This is a genomic window from uncultured Draconibacterium sp. (assembly GCF_913060805.1).
GTDB lineage: Bacteria > Bacteroidota > Bacteroidia > Bacteroidales > Prolixibacteraceae > Draconibacterium.
Genome location: NZ_CAJXTC010000001.1, coordinates 224,058 through 241,421 on the forward strand (window position 1 = coordinate 224,058; position 17,364 = coordinate 241,421).

Sequence of the window (17,364 nt, forward strand, 5' to 3'; positions counted from 1 at the left end):
AACGGGGCTTTAATTTTCAAGCTCCTCTTATTCACCAGCCTGATTCAACAAAGCCATATCTTCAGCATCCAAAACCAGTTCGGGTGCTTCGAATAATGTTTTTAGCTGATTTTCGCTGGTGGCACTAACAATAGGAGCTGTTACCAACGGTTTTGCCAGCAGCCAAGCCAGTGCTATTGTGGCCGGAACGGTGTTATGTTTTTTTGCAATTTCGTCCAATGCCTTCAATACCGCTTTTCCTTTGTCGTTAAAATGTTTTTTCACCATACCGCCGCGGGCTGTTTTATCAAAATCGGCTTCGGTTTTATATTTCCCGGTTAAAAAGCCCGATTCCAGTGCCCAGTAAGGAAAAACACTCCAGTCGTATTTTTCAACCAGTGGCGCCAGTTCTTTTTCAAACTTCTCGCGAATCAACAAATTGTAATGCGGTTGCAAGGCCAGGTATTTCGGGAAGTTATTTTCTTCAGCCACTTTCATCGATTCGGCCAGCCGTTCGGGCGAAACATTCGATGCGGCAATGTAACGCACTTTCCCCGACATTACGATTTCGTTGTAAGCCGACAGTGTTTCTTCAACCGGTGTTTTTTCGTCATCAAAATGGGTGTAATACAAGTCGATATAATCGGTTTGCAAACGCTGTAACGATTCGTCAACCGATTTTAGAATGTGTTTTTTGCTAATATCGAAACCGTGCTCTTTGGTTTCAGAACCCACCTTTGTGGCAATCACCATATTTTCACGATTGCCACGTGCTTTCATCCAGTTTCCGATAATGGTTTCCGATTGTCCGCCTTTGCCGTTTACCCACCACGAGTAGGTATCAGCGGTATCGATAAAATTAAAACCTCCGGCTACAAATTTGTCCAAAACATCAAACGATTGTTTTTCGTCCAATGTCCATCCAAAAACATTACCACCAAAATTGAATGGGGCTACTTCAAGGTCTGTGTTCTTAATTGTTACTTTTTTCATGTTCGTATGCTTTAATAAATCTGTCGTTTGCTGTTATCTTTCTTCTTCAGTTCCGTCGGCATAATGTGCAAACCGGCCTTTCGAACGGTCAAAGACCTGTTCTTTCATTGGCCAGGGCCATCCTCCGAATTGTGTTTGTTGATATTCATGAATTGTCTCCCTGATCTCTTGTTGGGTATTCATTACAAAAGGGCCGTATTGTGCCACCGGTTCCTGAATTGGTTTCCCCTGCAGTAACAGAAAAAATGCATCTTTACCGCCGTTTGTAATGGTGGTTTGTCCTTTTGTATTTAATGCAATTCTGTTATTCATAGTTATGCTTTGTCCGTCTATCGTTATAGAATCTCCCTTATAAAAATAGAGGTTTCTGTTCACCTCTTCTGCTGCATCCGGGAGCGTGTATGTTGCTCCGGCTTCCATTTTTATCGTGTAAATGGCCACTTCATTTTGGGGATCGGTAGCCCACGAATTCGGATTAGGATCAAGAGCTTTTGCTCCATCCAATGTGCCTGCAATAATATTGATTTCCGTTACTTTCCCATTTTCATCTTTTGATTTGATAACCGGAATCTTTTCTTTCCAAAGCATTTTATAATGCGGTTCAACCAGCTTACTTTTTCGAGGTAGGTTGAGCCAAATTTGAAAAAGTTCCAGCGGATTGTCTTTGTCGGCATTTAGCAGCGGAAACATTTCTGAATGCTGAACACCTTTTCCGGCTGTTAGCCATTGCGCATCGCCAGCCTTATAACGTCCGGCGCCACCAAAGGAGTCACAATGGTCAACTGCTCCTTCCTTAACAACCGTAACGGTTTCGAAACCCCGGTGCGGATGGTAGGGAAAGCCCGGCACCACGCTTCCATGGTACATGTTGAAGCCGTCTTTACCCGCGAAATCCTGACCAATATTTCTGCCCTTTAACTGATCGGCATCAAGCCCGAGTTTTTCATTTCCTTTGGGGAATTCATCGTGGTGATAGGCACAAAACAGAAATGGATCCTGTGCTTTCCATGGAGATCCTAATCGTTCAACCTGAAGTATTGAATTGTTATTCATAGCTATTATTTTATTGTTTATGCGAATCAAGGTTTGAAACTATCACAGAGAAACGCTGATTTTCTCCCTTTTTTACCTCAATCCTGAAGAAAGAAAGTGAGAAAATCCTTGATCATCCTTTAGGAATTGAGGTAAAGTCAAGGATTTTTGTCGATACTCTTGTTCAAACCTTTATTCGCTTTGTTTATTTTAAATTGCAGTAGCCAGTTGTTTTATCCGGCTCAGTACTTAACACAAAAAGCGGGCGGAAATGTTCGGGATTTTGCTGAAAATATTGGTGTTTTAACACTATTTAAAACTGCAGATAAAAAGGGCGAGGCTATAATTAAATGTCTATCACTAACATTTGGGAAAGGCCATCTATGAACATACATTGTATCGGCTGCCGTTTCATTGATCACTCTTTTGCCAATCAATCCATAATTTCATTTCTTAACCCAAGTCAATGAAAAGGAGTGGCGCTACGGATAGTTTTGTTACAAAGAGATATCACTAAAGTTTAATCACATGAAAGCAATTGAGTGTTTAAAGTACGGAAGCTATGAGAACCTGGTTTTAACGGAAGTTGAAAAGCCAACGCCAAAAGAAAATGAAGTGCTGATTAAGATTAAAGCAACTTCAGTAACTGCCAGCGATGTGCTTATACGAAAACTGAACGAGCCACTTATTCCAAGATTTATCCTGCAACTTATTTTTGGTTTTGGCAGACCCAGAAATCCGATTTTGGGAATGGTAATGTCGGGTGTTGTTGAAACTAAAGGGAAAAATGTAAGCTCATTTAATGTTGGCGATGAAGTATTTGCGTATGGATCAGTTTCACCAACAAAACGTCGTTTTGGTTCTTATGCCGAATATATTTGTCTGCCTGAAGACTGGAATGTTGCGCTTAAACCTTCGAATAGCAGTTTTGAGGAAGCTGCAGCCATTCCGTATGGCGGTTTACTTGCTTCGCATTTATTGAATAAAACAAGCATAAACAGGGGCGACAAAGTTTTAGTTTATGGAGCGTCGGGAAGTATTGGCACCATGGTGATACAATTGGCAAAGCATGCCGGTGCTCATGTCACCGGTGTTTGCAGCAGCCTGAACTTCGAATTAGTTAAATCTTTGGGTTGCGATGAGGTGATTGACTACACAGCCGAAAATGCAGTATCGCAACTGGAAACCTACAAATATGTAATCGATGCTGTTGGAAACGGCAAATCCTCAGCATTGAAAGAGAAAAGTAAAAAAGCACTCACTCCCGGTGGTAAATATATTTCCATCGATCACGGAACTCCTTTAACTCCAAAAGAAGCTTTTATTAATTTGAAAAAATTGGCAGAACAAGAGTCGATTAAACCTGTTATTGATAGTGTTTATTCGTTGGAAGAAATGGCCGAAGCACATAAATATGTAGAGAAAGGCCACAAAAGAGGAAATGTGATAATTACCGTATAGAAAGCAGGCTGACTACAGTTATAAATCTGAAAATATGACTTTATCCGATTATGTACAAAGAAGAAACGGAGTGCCGCTGGGCGCCGGTGATTCACTCCGGAATATGCTGAGTCGTTCGCTAGGTGCCGGAACGTTTTCGGAATTTTGGCAGTACTGGAATCCCATTTGGGGCTATTACCTGGGGATGTATATTTTCAAACCTCTCAAGTCGTTTTTGCCTGCGTCGTTATCGCTGATAATCACTTTTGTTGCATGCGGATTTATTCACGATCTGGCGGTGATGTTGCTCAAATGGAAATTTAGTCTGCTACTAACGCAATGGTTTCTTTTTATGGGGCTCTGCGTGATTATGGGAGAATATGCAAATATCAACTACTCAAAATTTCCATGGATCGTGCGGACGGCAATTAACATACTCGTCATTTCAGGCTGTTTTGTCATCGCTAATCAACTAAATAAAGTGGTGTTGACGATTTTCGTTGTCAGTTCTTAACTTAAGTCAATGGAATTGGAAACCACTATCTTCAACTTTGCTTAAGTAAGCTTTTAAAAAGAAACAGATATTAAAAACATGATACCTGAAAACATATCGGAACGTAAAGAAGCCTGGAAAACAATCGTTATTTTTCTAGCGATTGTTACCGTTTTAAGCTCGCTTTTTCATTATGCAATCGTGAATTTGTACCCTTCCAGAATTTATATTGGGGGTTTGATGTGGGTTCCTGCCATAGCCGCAATAATTACCTTGAAACTAAAGAAACGAGCTATTTCATCGCTAAACTGGAGTTGGGGGAATTGGAAATATATTCGAATATCGTATTTTGTTCCTGCCCTGTATGGAATAATCACTTACCTGCTAATCTGGATTTTTGGATTTGGGAGTTTAGCAAATGGAGAAGTAATTACAGAATGGGCAAAAGAACTTGGTTTAATGGGAATCGGAACATTAAATCCAACTTCGATAATAATCATAGCGATCATTCTATTAGGAACTGTTGAAGTAATTCGATCGGCAGCAACAACATTAGGAGAGGAAATCGGATGGCGGGGCTTTTTCATTTACGAATTACGAAAAGTACTTTCTTTTACCGGAGTTTCTGTTTTCAGTGGTGTTGTTTGGGCAACCTGGCACTGGCCGGTAATTGTGTATTATGGCAACAATGTAATTGTGGAAATGGCTTCATTTTATGTGGTGATTATATCGATGTCGTTTATGATGACCTACTACACTTTTAAATCCAAAAGTTTATGGCCGGCAGTTATTTTTCACGCGGTGAGCAATGTTTACATTCAAAAAATACTGCCCGAATTAACTATTAAAAACGAAGGAACTGAATACTGGTTGGGCGAAAATGGAATTATGTTTGCCATAGTTACCTGTGTTTTTGGGATTTACTTTTGGAGAAAAGCAATTAAAGAAAAATTGTAATTAGATCATTTTGTTAGCATTTATTTGAAAATAACAAGTCTAAATTTTACTATGAACAAATTAATTCTTGCAAGTTTAGTCCTTATTCTTTTTGCTTCTTGCAACTCATCTAAAGAACCAGATGATAAAAAAGCTGCACTGGAAAACGGAATTCGTGAGCAAGTGAAGTTTTTGGGAGAACCGGAAGTTTTCAGCTCCATTTCAAATAGAATGTCAGAGTATAATATTCCGGCACTATCTCTTGCGGTAATAAAGCATGGTGAAATTGAATGGGCAGACATTTATCGAAATGCGAATTTCCCCGAAGAGCATCACCTGAACAATTCCAGCATTTTCCAGGCAGCATCATTGTCTAAACCAGTGACCTTTCTTGCGGCATTGCGCATGTATTCTGCTGGTAAAATCGACCTGGATAAAAATATACAGGAATACCTGAAGGATTTTGTATTACCACAAGGCAAACAAACGGCTGAGAATCCGGTTACGTTCCGCAATATTTTTCCCCATACTTCAGGAATCAGTCCTGGTGGATATGAGGGATACAACAGAAATCTCCCGATGCCCTCTGATCTGGATATTTTAAGAGGTAGTGAAGGAGTCAATACTCCGGCAATAGAGGTACTTACTCCACCTAAAAAAACACTGGCTTATTCCGGTGGTGGCTACACATTAGCCGAACTGGCTCTTCAAGACATATTCAATGATGAGTTCTCGAACATCATGCAAAAATGGATTCTTGAACCTGCCGGAATGAAACATTCTGAGTTTACACAACCCTTACCCGTCTCGGATTCTGTTCTGGTAGCCAAAGGTTACTCTCAATCAGGAGAGGTGATAGAAGGTGGATGGAGAAACTATCCGCAGCAAGCTGCCGCGGGACTTTGGAGCAACTCGATTGATTTGGCTAATTTTTTAGTTGAAATTTATAAAGCATATCAAGGCGATAGCTCGATATTTTCACAGTCTGATATTAAATCGATAATAAGCCAGGAACGAGACGGCAGTGTTTACGGATTCATATTAAACCGTTCCGGTGATGATATTTCAATCACTCACTTTGGAGGCAACGCCGGTTACCGTACAGGTATGACAATAAGCCTAACGAGCGGAAATGGGTTAGTATATCTGACCAATTCGGATAATGGCGGGGCTCTGGGAAACGAATTACTTTTATCAGCCTCACAGGTATATAATTGGCAGCATTTTAAGCAAACAGAAGCTCAACGCAATCATGTTAAATCAGATGTATTAAAAGGTTTGTCGGGAAGCTATAAATGGAATAATCAAATAGATTTAACTGTCAGCTATGACGAAAACAAGGATCAAATTTCACTTTTCTTCCCGAATGGTGATGAGTACAAGTTGGTTCCTATTGTTGGTGAAAATCTTGATTTCATTCACCCAAATACAGGAGTACAAATTTCTTTCACAATGAAGGATAACATACAATCATTCACATTATATGGACAAAATGCAATCAAATTATAAATCAAAACTATGAAGAAAACAGATAATCCAGCAACGAATTTATCGGGCAAGTCTCTCAAGCTGAAGAAAACGAAGTCTCAATTTTGGCGATGGTTCTGGCTCACTTTCCTTGTGCTTTCTCTTGCTTATGCGTGGTATTCATTTTATGCACCTTCCAACGATGTGGTCTGGGCTGATGATATGGTCTCGGCTCGTGAACTTGCCATCGATTCTGATAAAAACATGCTGTTGTTTTTCACAGGGGAGTGGTGCTCGCCGTGCCGGATTATGAAGCGCGAAATTTTTGCGGATGAGGAAGTGATGAAGGCCATCAATTCGCAGCTTGTACCGGTAATGATTGATGTTGATGATCCCAAATCAAAAGAGGTTCTGGAGCAGTATAATGTTGGTGGCACGCCAATAACAATTTTTACTGATTCGAAGGGGAAAGTACTTGATTACGCTGTAGGAAAGATCGGGAAAACGAAATTCCTCGAAATGCTTGAAAAATTGGGTACGAAAGAGAAATAATAACATTAAAAATATTTTTTGATATGAAAATTCAAGTTGTAATATTCTTCGCACTAATACTTTTAGGTGCTTGTAATAGCCAAACAGAATCAGGTATAACCCAACAACCAACTCTGGCTGATTATCAGATTGGTGAAAAATGGGTCTGGAAATATAAAGGCGTAACAACGGAAGGAGAAGTACGCTCGGACGGAGTAGATACCAGAAAAATAGTCAGTGTTGATGGCGTTTTAGGCATGACCATTGGAAATGATACTGTCCTCCTTTCCGAAATTGTGAAGCCGGAAGAAAGCGAAACACCTAAATATGCCTGGCCTCTGGAAGTGGGTAAAAAGTGGAAATTTGAAAACAACTGGACAAGTGAAGACGGTACAACAGGAAGTCAAAGTCAGGATGCCGAGATTTTATCGTATCAGGAAGAAACGGTAGAAGCAGGTACATTCATGGCCTACACGATTAAATACATAGGAAAAATCTCGAATTCGAGAGGTTATAGCGCAGATGAAGAAGAGGTTTGGCTGTATGCCCCGGCATTAAAAACCTTCATTAAACTTACTCAGATTCAAGGTGATTTTACCTATGTGGAGGAACTAATCGAATATTCAAAACCTGAATAAAATGCATTTTTCAACTTTATCTCAGTTCAATTCAGAGGCAATACGTTTTCTAATTCGGCTTAAAGATTCCGGCTTAACGCCAATATAACTTGCCAGATGATACTGGGGAATTCGCTGGAACAAATCGGGCCGCGATTTCAAAAGTTTCAGGTAGCGTTGCTCAGGCGAATCGGTATAATAGGAAGTCAATGTTTCTTTTTGTTCTGCAAAAGCCGCTTCCATAATGGTTCTGGAGATCGTTTCAAACCGGGGAAAACGTTCGAACAGTGCCTGACCTTGCTGCTCGTCTCCTTCAACAACCGTAGTATCTTCTACACAAATCCAATTGTGCTTTGCCGCGTTTTCGGGGGTAAAACTGTTTAACGAAATGGCCCATTGTTCTTCAGTGAAAAAATTGGTCGTTTTCTCTTCACCATCTTTCAGGATGTACTCTCTTACACAGCCTTCAAGTATAAAATAGGTTTTGTTTGAAAATTGCCCTTCTTTTAACAGGAAATCACCCTTACTGAATTTCCTGGTTTGCATACTTTCAGCAATGGCGTCGGCCTCTTCTTTTGAAAGTGGTGATATTCTGGAGAAATAATTTACAAATTTGTTTTTCATCAAACATTCTTTTGGTGGTAATTACAATACATTCTAACACCATCCACTGCTTTAAGTTCGTTTTATATAGGATGCCGAAAACGCTTAAACGTAAAAAACATTGGCAGTAGTTTTATTTTAAAATGTCTTATTAAAATAATAGTCAAGCTTTTTCCCTTCTGAGTCGATTAATTGCATGTAAATCTCATCCTTCAGGTCATATTCCACATAATCGCAAAAATCATTTCCATTTTCAAAATCAAGGCTATCAATTTTTATCACTTTCATGTTTGGTCTGATTCCACTTTTATAAGCATTTGATTCTTCTATTACAGACTGAACATAAATGCCTTTGTCGGTGGAGGAACCTAGTCTGAATCCGGCCAGACCAATTCTGGTTGCCTCTTTTTCAGGCTTAGTAAGGTAAAGGTTTTTATTGTTCCAGTCGATTGTAAGCTGAAATCTTGATAATAATTGATTCCCAACAGAGACAGTTTCTCCTGTTTGAATCAGCACGTTTTTTAGCTCCAGGTTATCTATCCGAACGGAATCAGAAAAAGTCAACTTCCTTTTTAGCTCAACGCTTTCTCCAATTATTCCACTTTGTTTGATTCCACGTTCTGAAAACTCAGCATCAATAATATTTTTATTGGTAAATGTTGTAAATATTTCGTTGCTTAAAGCAACAGAGCCATTCGAACCATAATCTACCAATATATTCTTCACCCTGGCCCGACCGAAATTCACGTCAATAAAAATATTGTATTGGTGATCTGTGTTAAAAGGGATGACAATACCGTTTTCATTAATTGAACTGAGTAAAGACAAGGTGTTGTTTTCCTGATCAATCATCCAGTTACAATGTCTGATGAAGTTGGAACCGATAATCCCGTCAATTTCCAGGCATTTCATTATCGGATTTGCTTCAAAGTCGCCAACAAAAGCAGTTTGATTCAGAAACAATACATCGCCAACAAATACAGAATCAACTTGTGCCCAATCAACCTGCTTTTTGTTTTTATCGCTATCAACAATTTTTCCTTTACTGATTATTTTGAAATTATTTTCTTCCTGAAGCTCACCGGATATACAGAATGGCGCACCTGTGTCGAATAAAAAACGATATTCTTTCCCATTTAAAGTAACCGGAAGAATGATAAGCCTTTTTTGAATATCAATATCTACTGTTTCTTTGATTTCATGCTGAGCGACACTCCCATATCGTATTGCTTCCGTCCATTTAACAGAGCAAGCGGAAAAAAGCAAAATTAAAATTCCTGCCAGAAGTAATGTTAACGATTTGGAGTGGATTCTAATGGTGCAGGATCCGCCGTAATTGCAGCTATTATTTGTTGGCATTTGTTTTTATTACTAAGGTTTTTGACAGCCTGTCGTGAAGGCCCTTTTTTGAAAACAAATAGTAAAAAATATCTATTGGGATTAATCTTGATATTGTCCTTTTAAAGATTGTTGAGAATGTAATCTCATCTCCATCTCTGTGAACAACATTGGTTCGGGTTAAAAATTTTCCTAAGGTTTTCTGAAAATAAAATTCCAGTACAGAATAGTAGGCTAAATAGAGGAGTACTCCTAAAGAAATGCTGTATAAATAATTAACCAAATAGGAATTAAATCGGACTAAATAACGATCGAAAATATAAGCGATCGAGAAGAAAAGAATGATCCAGACAACGGTATCAATAATAAAATTAACCAGTCGAATAACTGAATGCACCGAACTTCCTGCCAAATCATTTTGATTCTCTGGTTTATTACTTCGTGTTATCATATTTGTAAGTTCATTGGTATTAAATTTTCCCAATAATTACAACTCTTAATGTGGTAAAGATTGTTTATTCAGCTGGCTTTTCAATATTATAAAAATCAACTAATATCTTCTCAAATACAGCATAATTATGTTTCCACGGAATATGTCCGCTATTCTTAATCGTCGTGATCGTTGCAGTTGGAAACCTTTTTGGCAGCTCATCTTTACTCTCACCATAAATATCATTATCTCCATAGGTAATTAAAATAGGAAATTGTGGATTAATAACTTCATTAAGCGATTTATATTTCCTTATTTCTTTTCGTGTTTTGTTGATTGGTTTGGAATGTATTTTTGTGTAAAACTCATTGTCAAGTTTTAAATCACTATAATCTTTGTAATAATTTTCCAGAACTTGTTTAAACACTTTTCCATAAGCTTTGTCGCTTCCCAGCATTCCTAAAAAAGAGTTCCACCCCATATTTATCCATTCTTTGTTAGATGTCATTTTTCGATTAAAAGACATGACTTCCTTTTCGGTTTTCTTCCAAAGAGTGTTAGTTCCCGAACTCGTGCTGCATAAGAATAAACTTTTTATTTTTTCAGGCCGTTCAATGGCGTAAATCTGAGCATATAAACCACCCCACGAATGTCCGAAAAGATGGACTTTAGTGATATCATATTTCTCAAGTATTGCATCGATATCGGAAATATAGTCTTCCATTGTATACGAACAATTTTTACAGTAGGAAGCACCAACGCCCCTCTGTTCAAATGTAATTACCCGATATTTTTTTTTAAGAATATCGACAACTTCGAGCATTTCATCTGGTACGCCGGGACCTCCATGAAGTAAGAGCACCGTTTCGGTTTTGTCATCCGAATAGACTGTAGTATTTAAATTAGCATCCCCGTTTTTTACCTTCGCTTTCTTTTGTGAGTGTGCAACGGTCGACGTTAATAGAAAAAGTAAAAACATTGCTTTCATAACCTTTTTGTTTCTAATTATAAAGCAAAATTACGGGGTGATTATGTGACTTCCATTAACAATTGATAAAAGAACCTACTCTAACAAATCTTTTCTTAATCTGCTCAATGATATATTTGTAATCCCTAGATATGAAGCAATATCTGTATGTGGGACTAAATTCTCTAATCCTTTATACTTTTGACGAAACGCAATTAGTCTTTCTTTTGCAGTAAATGATGCTAATCCTATTTCTTTTTCAACTTTTGATTGTAATTCCTTAAATAAAACAGCATTGCCGAAATTTCTGATTTCTAAGTTATCAATCATCAACTTTTCAAACGCAACGGCATTTATCGAAGCCACTTCCAATTCTGTTAATGCTTTGAAATAATAACTTGATTTATTATTTGAAACTCTTGTTGAATGCGGTGACAGAATTGAATTTTCTACAAAGAATGAAATGGTTATTTCTTCCCCCTCCGGATTTATAAGATAGCTTTTACAAATCCCATTTAATACAAAATATTCATTGTTATTACGTTTGTTTTTTGAAATAAAGGTTTCTCCTTTTGCATAAGTTTCGAATTCAAGTAATCTTTCAATTTCAAGAAATGATTTGTCTGAAATAGGAGAAATCTTATTGATGATATTTTTTACTATGTCGTTCATTCTTTTAAGCTTGCAGCTAACGTATGTGGAACCCAACTTTTTGTGTAAATATTCTATTTGGGTGCGTATTCAACGGTTTAAAGTTTTAGCTCAATAAATGTAAACATAATATAGCAAACTCAATAAACGGTGTGGCACAAATAATTAACATTGGTTGTTGCTACATCAATTAATTGCCAAGAATGATGCATTTTGGTAGCGATTTTCAGGCTAAATACGTATTAATTTGGTGGTTGGGAATATTTGAGTAGCTTTGCATCGCTGATTTTTATTCAGCAGTTCACAGTTTAGTAAAATATTCTGCCACTAAAAAAGGCACAACAGTATCCGTTCCAGGTTTAATTGTTCACAATAATTTTCTGAAGACGTTTCAATTTTACTTATTTCTCTGAAATTGAAATTATAGAAATTAATTAGTTGAATTATTAAAAAATTATCACACTTACCATCACCCGTTTCCCTTTATTACAAAGCATTAAAGCAGGTTAACAAATTATACAGCATAAAAAACAATTGTCGTAAGTATAACTTTGGCAATATGTTGAATCTCCGGCCTTTATATATTCTTAAAAGTTTATTGGGCCACAATGTTTCAGAAAACACCTTATTGACAGTACAATGTGCGGAAATTAAAACACCGCAGCCATTGTTTAAGCCGGGCAGCACCAACTGCTAGGGCGTTAATACTTCCTTCCGAAGCATATTCCAAAAATAATAATGAATACAAAAACGATTGTCCGGATAGGCCGGATAATAAATTAAAGAATACATGAATAATAACAGATATAAAAACATTAGCAGAAATCGCGCTCCACGAAAGAAAGCCGTTTCTACTATAAACCCAAATTTACTGGTAAAACAGGCTGTAAGCGTTGAAACGGTTCCTTTTGTAGCCGAACAAAGCTTTAGCGAAATGCCGCTTAGCGACAGTTTAAAAAACAATATCCGCCAGAAGGGCTACACGGATCCAACCGAGATACAACAAAAATCGATAAACGACTTGCTTGCGGGCCGTAACATGATTGGCATTGCAGCTACCGGAACGGGTAAAACCGGCGCTTTTTTAATTCCGGTAATCGAAAAAATGCTGGCCGACAGCACTACCACGTGTTTAGTGGTTGTACCAACCCGCGAACTTGCCCAGCAGGTTGAAGATGAATTTAAATCGTTAACCAGGGGCCACAAACTGTTTTCGGCCTGCTTTATTGGCGGAACCAGTGTTAACACCGACATGGGCAAAGCACGGAGAAAACAAAACCTGATTGTAGGTACTCCGGGACGCTTAAACGATTTAACATCGAGAGGGACATTACGCCTGGGGAACACCCCGATATTGGTGCTCGACGAATTCGACCGCATGCTTGATATGGGCTTCATTAACGACATTAAGAAGATTATTGCACTGATGAAAAACCGTAAGCAGACGATGTTATTTTCTGCAACCTACGAAAAAGCACAGCAAAATCTGATTAAGCAATTCGTTCAAAACCCGGTACGGATAAACATAAGCAGTTTAAATAATGCCGCCGATACGGTTGAGCAGGATATTATCAGGATTGGAGCAAAGGAGAATAAATTCCAGGTGCTTCATAATTTATTAAGCGGCGAAGGTTTTGAAAAGGTAATTCTATTTGCCGAAACAAAACGGAATGTCGACAAAATAAGTCAGCAGCTCCGCAAAGTGGGCATCAATTCGGATGTAATACACGGAAATAAATCACAGAACTACCGCACAAAAGCTATACGCATGTTTAAAACGGGTAAAACGCGGGTTTTAGTAGCTACCGATGTGGCAGCCCGTGGTATTGATGTGGATGGCGTGACCCATGTTATCAACTATCAACTTCCGCAAACAATGGATAGTTACATCCACCGCATAGGAAGAACCGGCCGCGCCGGAAAAAAAGGAATGGCTTATACGTTCGTTAATTAATTAGCGAACAAGCACATATATATTAATACAATTTTTAAGATTACGATTATGATTGAAGGAACAGTAAAGTTTTTTAACAACGACAAAGGTTATGGTTTTATCACAGCAAACGAAACAGGTGAAGATATTTTTGTTCACCACACTGGTTTGATTGATGAAATTACCGAAAATGACAAGGTAAAGTATAACAAAGAAATGGGCAAAAAAGGCGAGAATGCCGTGAATGTTGAGCTTGTTTAATAGTAAAACACTATACGAATTAAAAGGATTTTGGCTTTGCCGGAATCCTTTTTTTGTGCTTAAAAAGTACGCTCTATTGCCGTCTGTAATCTTCTGAAATTTGACTTCCGGTGTTTTAAATGATCTGCATTTTTCATAACTTATGAAAGAATTGATACTGCAGAGTATTAGCCGTCAGCAATATAAGTGGTGCGAGTTGAACATAGCAGTATATATTACAATTAACCAATAATAAGGAGATCAAACATGAAAAAGTCTATTCAACTATTGACGATGCTCGTTGGCATCATCGCAATTCTAATTCCCCAGGCGTGTTCAGATGTAGATACAAACGAAGGTTCACTCGAGCAGGAACGACTGGAGATAGGGCGGGCTTTGCTCGAAATGTCGGCAGATGATGTAGCCGAATTAATTCCGTACTACACAGATGATGTAGAGTACCATGATCCGATTGTAGACATTAATGGAATACAGGATATGACTGCATTCCTGAATCAGCTTATTATCGGTGCGTCTCCAAATCTCGTTACAATTGTAGAGGACGAAACCCTCATGGATGATATTTATTCCGCAACCTGGACTATGTCTGGAGATTTCAATGGTGTTCCTTATCAGGCAAAAGGTATTTCTATCTTTAAGTTTATGTCGAATTCGTCGCAGGTTTATTATCAACGAGATTATTATACCGAGGGCGATATTATGACGACTATTCCTGGTCTGGATGAGGCGATCGTAGGATTCAGAACGTACTATCGGTGTGCTGTTGATCCAACTTTCGTGTGCCCGCTACCACCACCTGAACCTGTAAGTATGGCAAAAAGCCAAATGAGTTCGCAGGAGCTAAGCGATGATCAACTTGTTGTGGGACGTCAATTGGTAGAAATTAATGCTGAAAACTGGATGAGTGTGCTTCCTTACCTGGAGAGTAACTACGAGTATCACGATCCTATAGTCGATATTTATGGGCCCGATACCATGGCCGTGTTCCTTGGGCGATTGTTTGCCGGATCGTCAGACTTATATACTGTGTTTGAGGAGGAAACCATTGCCGACGATATTTATATGGCAACCTGGACCATGTCGGGTGAATTTAACGGAGCAGCTTTTAGTGCTCCGGGTATGTCAATTGTAAAGTTTGTTGAGGGAACAACACAAACTTATTACTCCCGCGATTACTACACCGAGGGCGATGTTATGTTGGGCGTTCCCGGACTTGACGAGGCTGTAATCGGTTTTCGCGAGTATTATCGTAGTGTGGTAGATCCCAATTACGTTAGTCCGCAGTAAAGGAACATTTAACTATTATTTTCCCAACATCGGAAATAGTTTTCGTATCTCTTCATCAGAAGGATGACGGCCAAATTCGCAGATTTCGAAGGCTTCAACTGCTGTTGCTTTTTCAGCGGTTTCGGCGTTGTACCATTTTGCCAGCGATTTGCGCATGGCAGGAGAGGGAGCATTTAAACGCATTTTCCCCAGCCACTCCAGTCGGTCTTGTTCGTTCTTGGGAACGTCTTCCAGCTGTCCGTTTAGCCAGGGCAACCACTCAAAGAACTGCGATTCGTGGGCAGCCATACCATACACTTTTTTGTCGTATACGGCTGAAATATCAACAGCGATATCGGGTTGAAAAGGATTCGGTTTCTGGAAATTGTCGTGCGAATACAAAAATACCGGGTTCACTTTCAGTGCCGGAACATCGGGAGCCACATTCGGCACGGTTACCAGGAAAGCAGCATCTTGGACAGCAATGGCAGTATTCCTGTGGTCGGGGTGGTAATCATACGGACGGTGCGTTATTACCACATCGGCATTCCAGTTTCGGATGATACGGATGATATCGTGACGCAATTTAAGTGTTGGCATTAACTCTGCGTCGTGATTATCTAAAACTTTATAGGTTACGCCGATCCGTTTACCGGCTTCCTGAGCTTCGTTAATCCGTATTTTGGCCAGTGCACCGCCACCCTTGTTAAAATGTCCGCCATCGCCATTGGTCAGCGATACAAACAATACATTGTGACCCATTTGCGCAAACTGATAAGCGGTGCCACCAACATCCACATCAGCATCATCGGGGTGGGCGCCAATTACAACAACATTAATTTTTGAATTCTGTGCGTGTGTGCTAAAAGCCAAAAAGCAGCTTAGAATAAAGATAAATGTGATTTTCATAATTAGGTAGTTTAGTTCTGTTTAGGTTTCTAAGTTATGTTTTTTTTGGGTAATCTGATGTTAATGCAGCGCTTGATTTTTTGAGGATGATTAAAACCACCTCCCATCCCGGTTAATCGGGATGTACTCCTCCTTTGAGGAGGAGAAATAATCGTATTCCAATTCATTTTTGGCATAAAGAATATATTCTCAATCCTAAATTTCTCCCCCTGACAGGAGAGCCTGTCCCGACTCTTCGTCGGGAAGGGGACCGCGTTTACAGCGGTGAGGTGGTGAACGGATTTAACAAAACCGAACAACAATGAATTTAACAAAATCTGATATCTTTGAGATTAAAACCATTTTAAACCAACTATGCAACGAAGAAATTTTATAAAAACTACCGGGCTGGTAACTGCCGGAGTGAGTGTGGCGGGGACTTTGTCTGCTTCCGGTTCGCAAGTTACAAATGCCTTACCACATTGGCGTGGATTTAACCTGCTTGATTATTTTTCTCCTGTAAAAGGAAGCAATTCAAACGGCTCAACCGAAGAGGATTTTAAATGGATGGCCGACTGGGGATTTAATTTTGTGCGATTTCCGATGGCATATCCGCGTTATATCAAATATGATACTTCGAAAAGTATTACGCCCGATGATGTTTTGAATTTTGATGAGCGTGAAGTGGACAGCATTCAGCAAGTGGTTGATTTGGCCAATAAACACGGATTGCATGTAAGTCTGAACCTGCATCGTGCACCGGGATTTTGTGTGAATGCCGGTTTTAACGAGCCTTACAACCTGTGGCAAGACAATGAGGCACAAGAAGCTTTTTATGCGCATTGGGGAATGTGGGCAAAACGATTTGCTTCGTATTCCAACAAGCAGATCAGTTTCGACTTGGTGAACGAACCTTGCACCCGCGAAGATATGAACGACCAGTTTTCGCAGCGCGGGCCAATTCCTGGTGCCTTGTATCGTAAAGTGGCAAAAACAGCGTTTGAAACCATCCGTGAATATAATCCAAATCATTTGGTGGTAGCCGACGGAAATAATGTGGGGGCTGATGTTATCCCAGAGATTTTTGATTTGGAAATCGGTCAGAGTTGCCGGGGCTATTACCCGCATTATGTGTCGCATTACCGTGCTCCGTGGGTGTGGGAAAACCCGGATGATGCACCAATGCCAAGCTGGCCTGGTGAAAGTGACGGGCAGACCTTTAATCGCGAAACCATAGAAGAGTTTTACAAACCGTGGATCGATGCCGTGAAAAACGGGGTAGGCGTACATTGTGGCGAATGCGGCTGTTGGCGCGAAACACCACATGATGTTTTTCTGAGTTGGTTCGGGGATGTGCTTAGCGTGTTGGCTGAAAACAAAATAGGTTTTGCCTTATGGAATTTCAGAGGCGATTTTGGTTTGCTCGATTCCGGACGAAAAGACATTGAATACGAAGACTGGCACGGCCATAAGCTAGACCGGAAGTTGCTGGAGTTGTTGCAGAAGTATTAAAGAGAAGCTCTGGTTGTTGGTTGCCAG

The 17,364-nt window shown here is 39.4% G+C and carries 18 protein-coding genes; 10 read left to right on the forward strand and 8 right to left on the reverse strand.

Annotation, left to right across the window (positions count from 1 at the left end; genetic code table 11):
* Window positions 1-27: 27 nt before the first annotated feature.
* Both QZ576_RS00845 and QZ576_RS00850 read right to left on the reverse strand, forming a co-directional pair.
* Complete coding sequence (locus QZ576_RS00845) at window positions 28-972, reverse strand: aldo/keto reductase (protein ID WP_297093427.1); 945 nt, start codon at window positions 970-972, stop codon at window positions 28-30.
* A gap of 33 nt (window positions 973-1,005) precedes the next feature.
* A complete protein-coding gene (locus QZ576_RS00850) occupies window positions 1,006-2,025 on the reverse strand; it encodes a pirin family protein (RefSeq protein WP_297093428.1) in 1,020 nt (339 codons plus the stop codon).
* Window positions 2,026-2,532: 507 nt separating this feature from the next.
* Between QZ576_RS00850 and QZ576_RS00855 the strand changes: the two genes are divergently transcribed.
* From QZ576_RS00855 to QZ576_RS00880, 6 genes are all read left to right on the forward strand, one after another.
* Complete coding sequence (locus QZ576_RS00855; RefSeq protein ID WP_297093430.1) at window positions 2,533-3,465, forward strand: NAD(P)-dependent alcohol dehydrogenase; 933 nt, start codon at window positions 2,533-2,535, stop codon at window positions 3,463-3,465.
* Between the two features lie 34 nt (window positions 3,466-3,499).
* On the forward strand, window positions 3,500-3,958 hold the full coding sequence (locus QZ576_RS00860) for an MBOAT family O-acyltransferase (RefSeq protein ID WP_297093433.1): 459 nt from the start codon (window positions 3,500-3,502) through the stop codon (window positions 3,956-3,958).
* Between the two features lie 78 nt (window positions 3,959-4,036).
* Window positions 4,037-4,894 carry a CPBP family intramembrane glutamic endopeptidase gene (locus tag QZ576_RS00865; RefSeq protein WP_297093435.1) on the forward strand — a complete coding sequence of 286 codons (858 nt, stop codon included), beginning with the start codon at window positions 4,037-4,039 and terminating at the stop codon, window positions 4,892-4,894.
* A 51-nt stretch (window positions 4,895-4,945) separates the two neighbouring features.
* Window positions 4,946-6,382, forward strand: a complete 1,437-nt coding sequence (locus tag QZ576_RS00870) for a serine hydrolase (protein WP_297093437.1) — start codon at window positions 4,946-4,948, stop codon at window positions 6,380-6,382.
* Window positions 6,383-6,391: 9 nt separating this feature from the next.
* Entirely contained in the window at window positions 6,392-6,892 is a 501-nt protein-coding gene (locus QZ576_RS00875) for a thioredoxin fold domain-containing protein (protein WP_297093439.1), read from the forward strand.
* A 23-nt stretch (window positions 6,893-6,915) separates the two neighbouring features.
* Entirely contained in the window at window positions 6,916-7,509 is a 594-nt protein-coding gene (locus QZ576_RS00880) for a hypothetical protein (protein ID WP_297093440.1), read from the forward strand.
* Between the two features lie 21 nt (window positions 7,510-7,530).
* Here QZ576_RS00880 and QZ576_RS00885 read toward each other — a convergent pair whose 3' ends face one another.
* The 5 genes from QZ576_RS00885 to QZ576_RS00900 form a co-directional block, all read right to left on the reverse strand.
* The gene (locus QZ576_RS00885; protein WP_297093442.1) at window positions 7,531-8,112 is read right to left on the reverse strand and encodes a Crp/Fnr family transcriptional regulator; all 582 of its coding nucleotides are present in this window, start codon (window positions 8,110-8,112) and stop codon (window positions 7,531-7,533) included.
* Window positions 8,113-8,229: 117 nt separating this feature from the next.
* Window positions 8,230-9,450 carry an aspartyl protease family protein gene (locus QZ576_RS00890; RefSeq protein ID WP_297093444.1) on the reverse strand — a complete coding sequence of 407 codons (1,221 nt, stop codon included), beginning with the start codon at window positions 9,448-9,450 and terminating at the stop codon, window positions 8,230-8,232.
* Window positions 9,437-9,880 carry an RDD family protein gene (locus QZ576_RS22520; protein WP_367270435.1) on the reverse strand — a complete coding sequence of 148 codons (444 nt, stop codon included), beginning with the start codon at window positions 9,878-9,880 and terminating at the stop codon, window positions 9,437-9,439. Before QZ576_RS22520 ends, QZ576_RS00890 begins: the two co-directional genes overlap by 14 nt.
* A gap of 64 nt (window positions 9,881-9,944) precedes the next feature.
* The gene (locus QZ576_RS00895; RefSeq protein WP_297093446.1) at window positions 9,945-10,847 is read right to left on the reverse strand and encodes an alpha/beta hydrolase; all 903 of its coding nucleotides are present in this window, start codon (window positions 10,845-10,847) and stop codon (window positions 9,945-9,947) included.
* 75 nt (window positions 10,848-10,922) lie between these two features.
* A complete protein-coding gene (locus tag QZ576_RS00900) occupies window positions 10,923-11,498 on the reverse strand; it encodes a Crp/Fnr family transcriptional regulator (protein ID WP_297093448.1) in 576 nt (191 codons plus the stop codon).
* 769 nt (window positions 11,499-12,267) lie between these two features.
* Here QZ576_RS00900 and QZ576_RS00905 point away from each other — a divergent pair.
* The 3 genes from QZ576_RS00905 (at window position 12,268) to QZ576_RS00915 (ending at window position 14,958) form a co-directional block, all read left to right on the forward strand.
* A complete protein-coding gene (locus QZ576_RS00905; RefSeq protein WP_297093450.1) occupies window positions 12,268-13,431 on the forward strand; it encodes a DEAD/DEAH box helicase in 1,164 nt (387 codons plus the stop codon).
* 48 nt (window positions 13,432-13,479) lie between these two features.
* Window positions 13,480-13,671, forward strand: coding sequence for a cold-shock protein (locus tag QZ576_RS00910; protein ID WP_038563374.1), 192 nt, complete (start codon window positions 13,480-13,482; stop codon window positions 13,669-13,671).
* Between the two features lie 246 nt (window positions 13,672-13,917).
* The gene (locus QZ576_RS00915) at window positions 13,918-14,958 is read left to right on the forward strand and encodes a nuclear transport factor 2 family protein (protein WP_297093454.1); all 1,041 of its coding nucleotides are present in this window, start codon (window positions 13,918-13,920) and stop codon (window positions 14,956-14,958) included.
* A gap of 15 nt (window positions 14,959-14,973) precedes the next feature.
* Here the strand turns inward: QZ576_RS00915 and QZ576_RS00920 are convergent, their stop codons facing one another.
* Entirely contained in the window at window positions 14,974-15,846 is an 873-nt protein-coding gene (locus tag QZ576_RS00920) for a PIG-L deacetylase family protein (protein WP_297093456.1), read from the reverse strand.
* Between the two features lie 354 nt (window positions 15,847-16,200).
* Between QZ576_RS00920 and QZ576_RS00925 the strand changes: the two genes are divergently transcribed.
* Window positions 16,201-17,337 (forward strand): cellulase family glycosylhydrolase, encoded by a 1,137-nt coding sequence (locus QZ576_RS00925; protein ID WP_297093458.1) that lies wholly within the window; start codon window positions 16,201-16,203, stop codon window positions 17,335-17,337.
* Window positions 17,338-17,364: the final 27 nt, after the last annotated feature.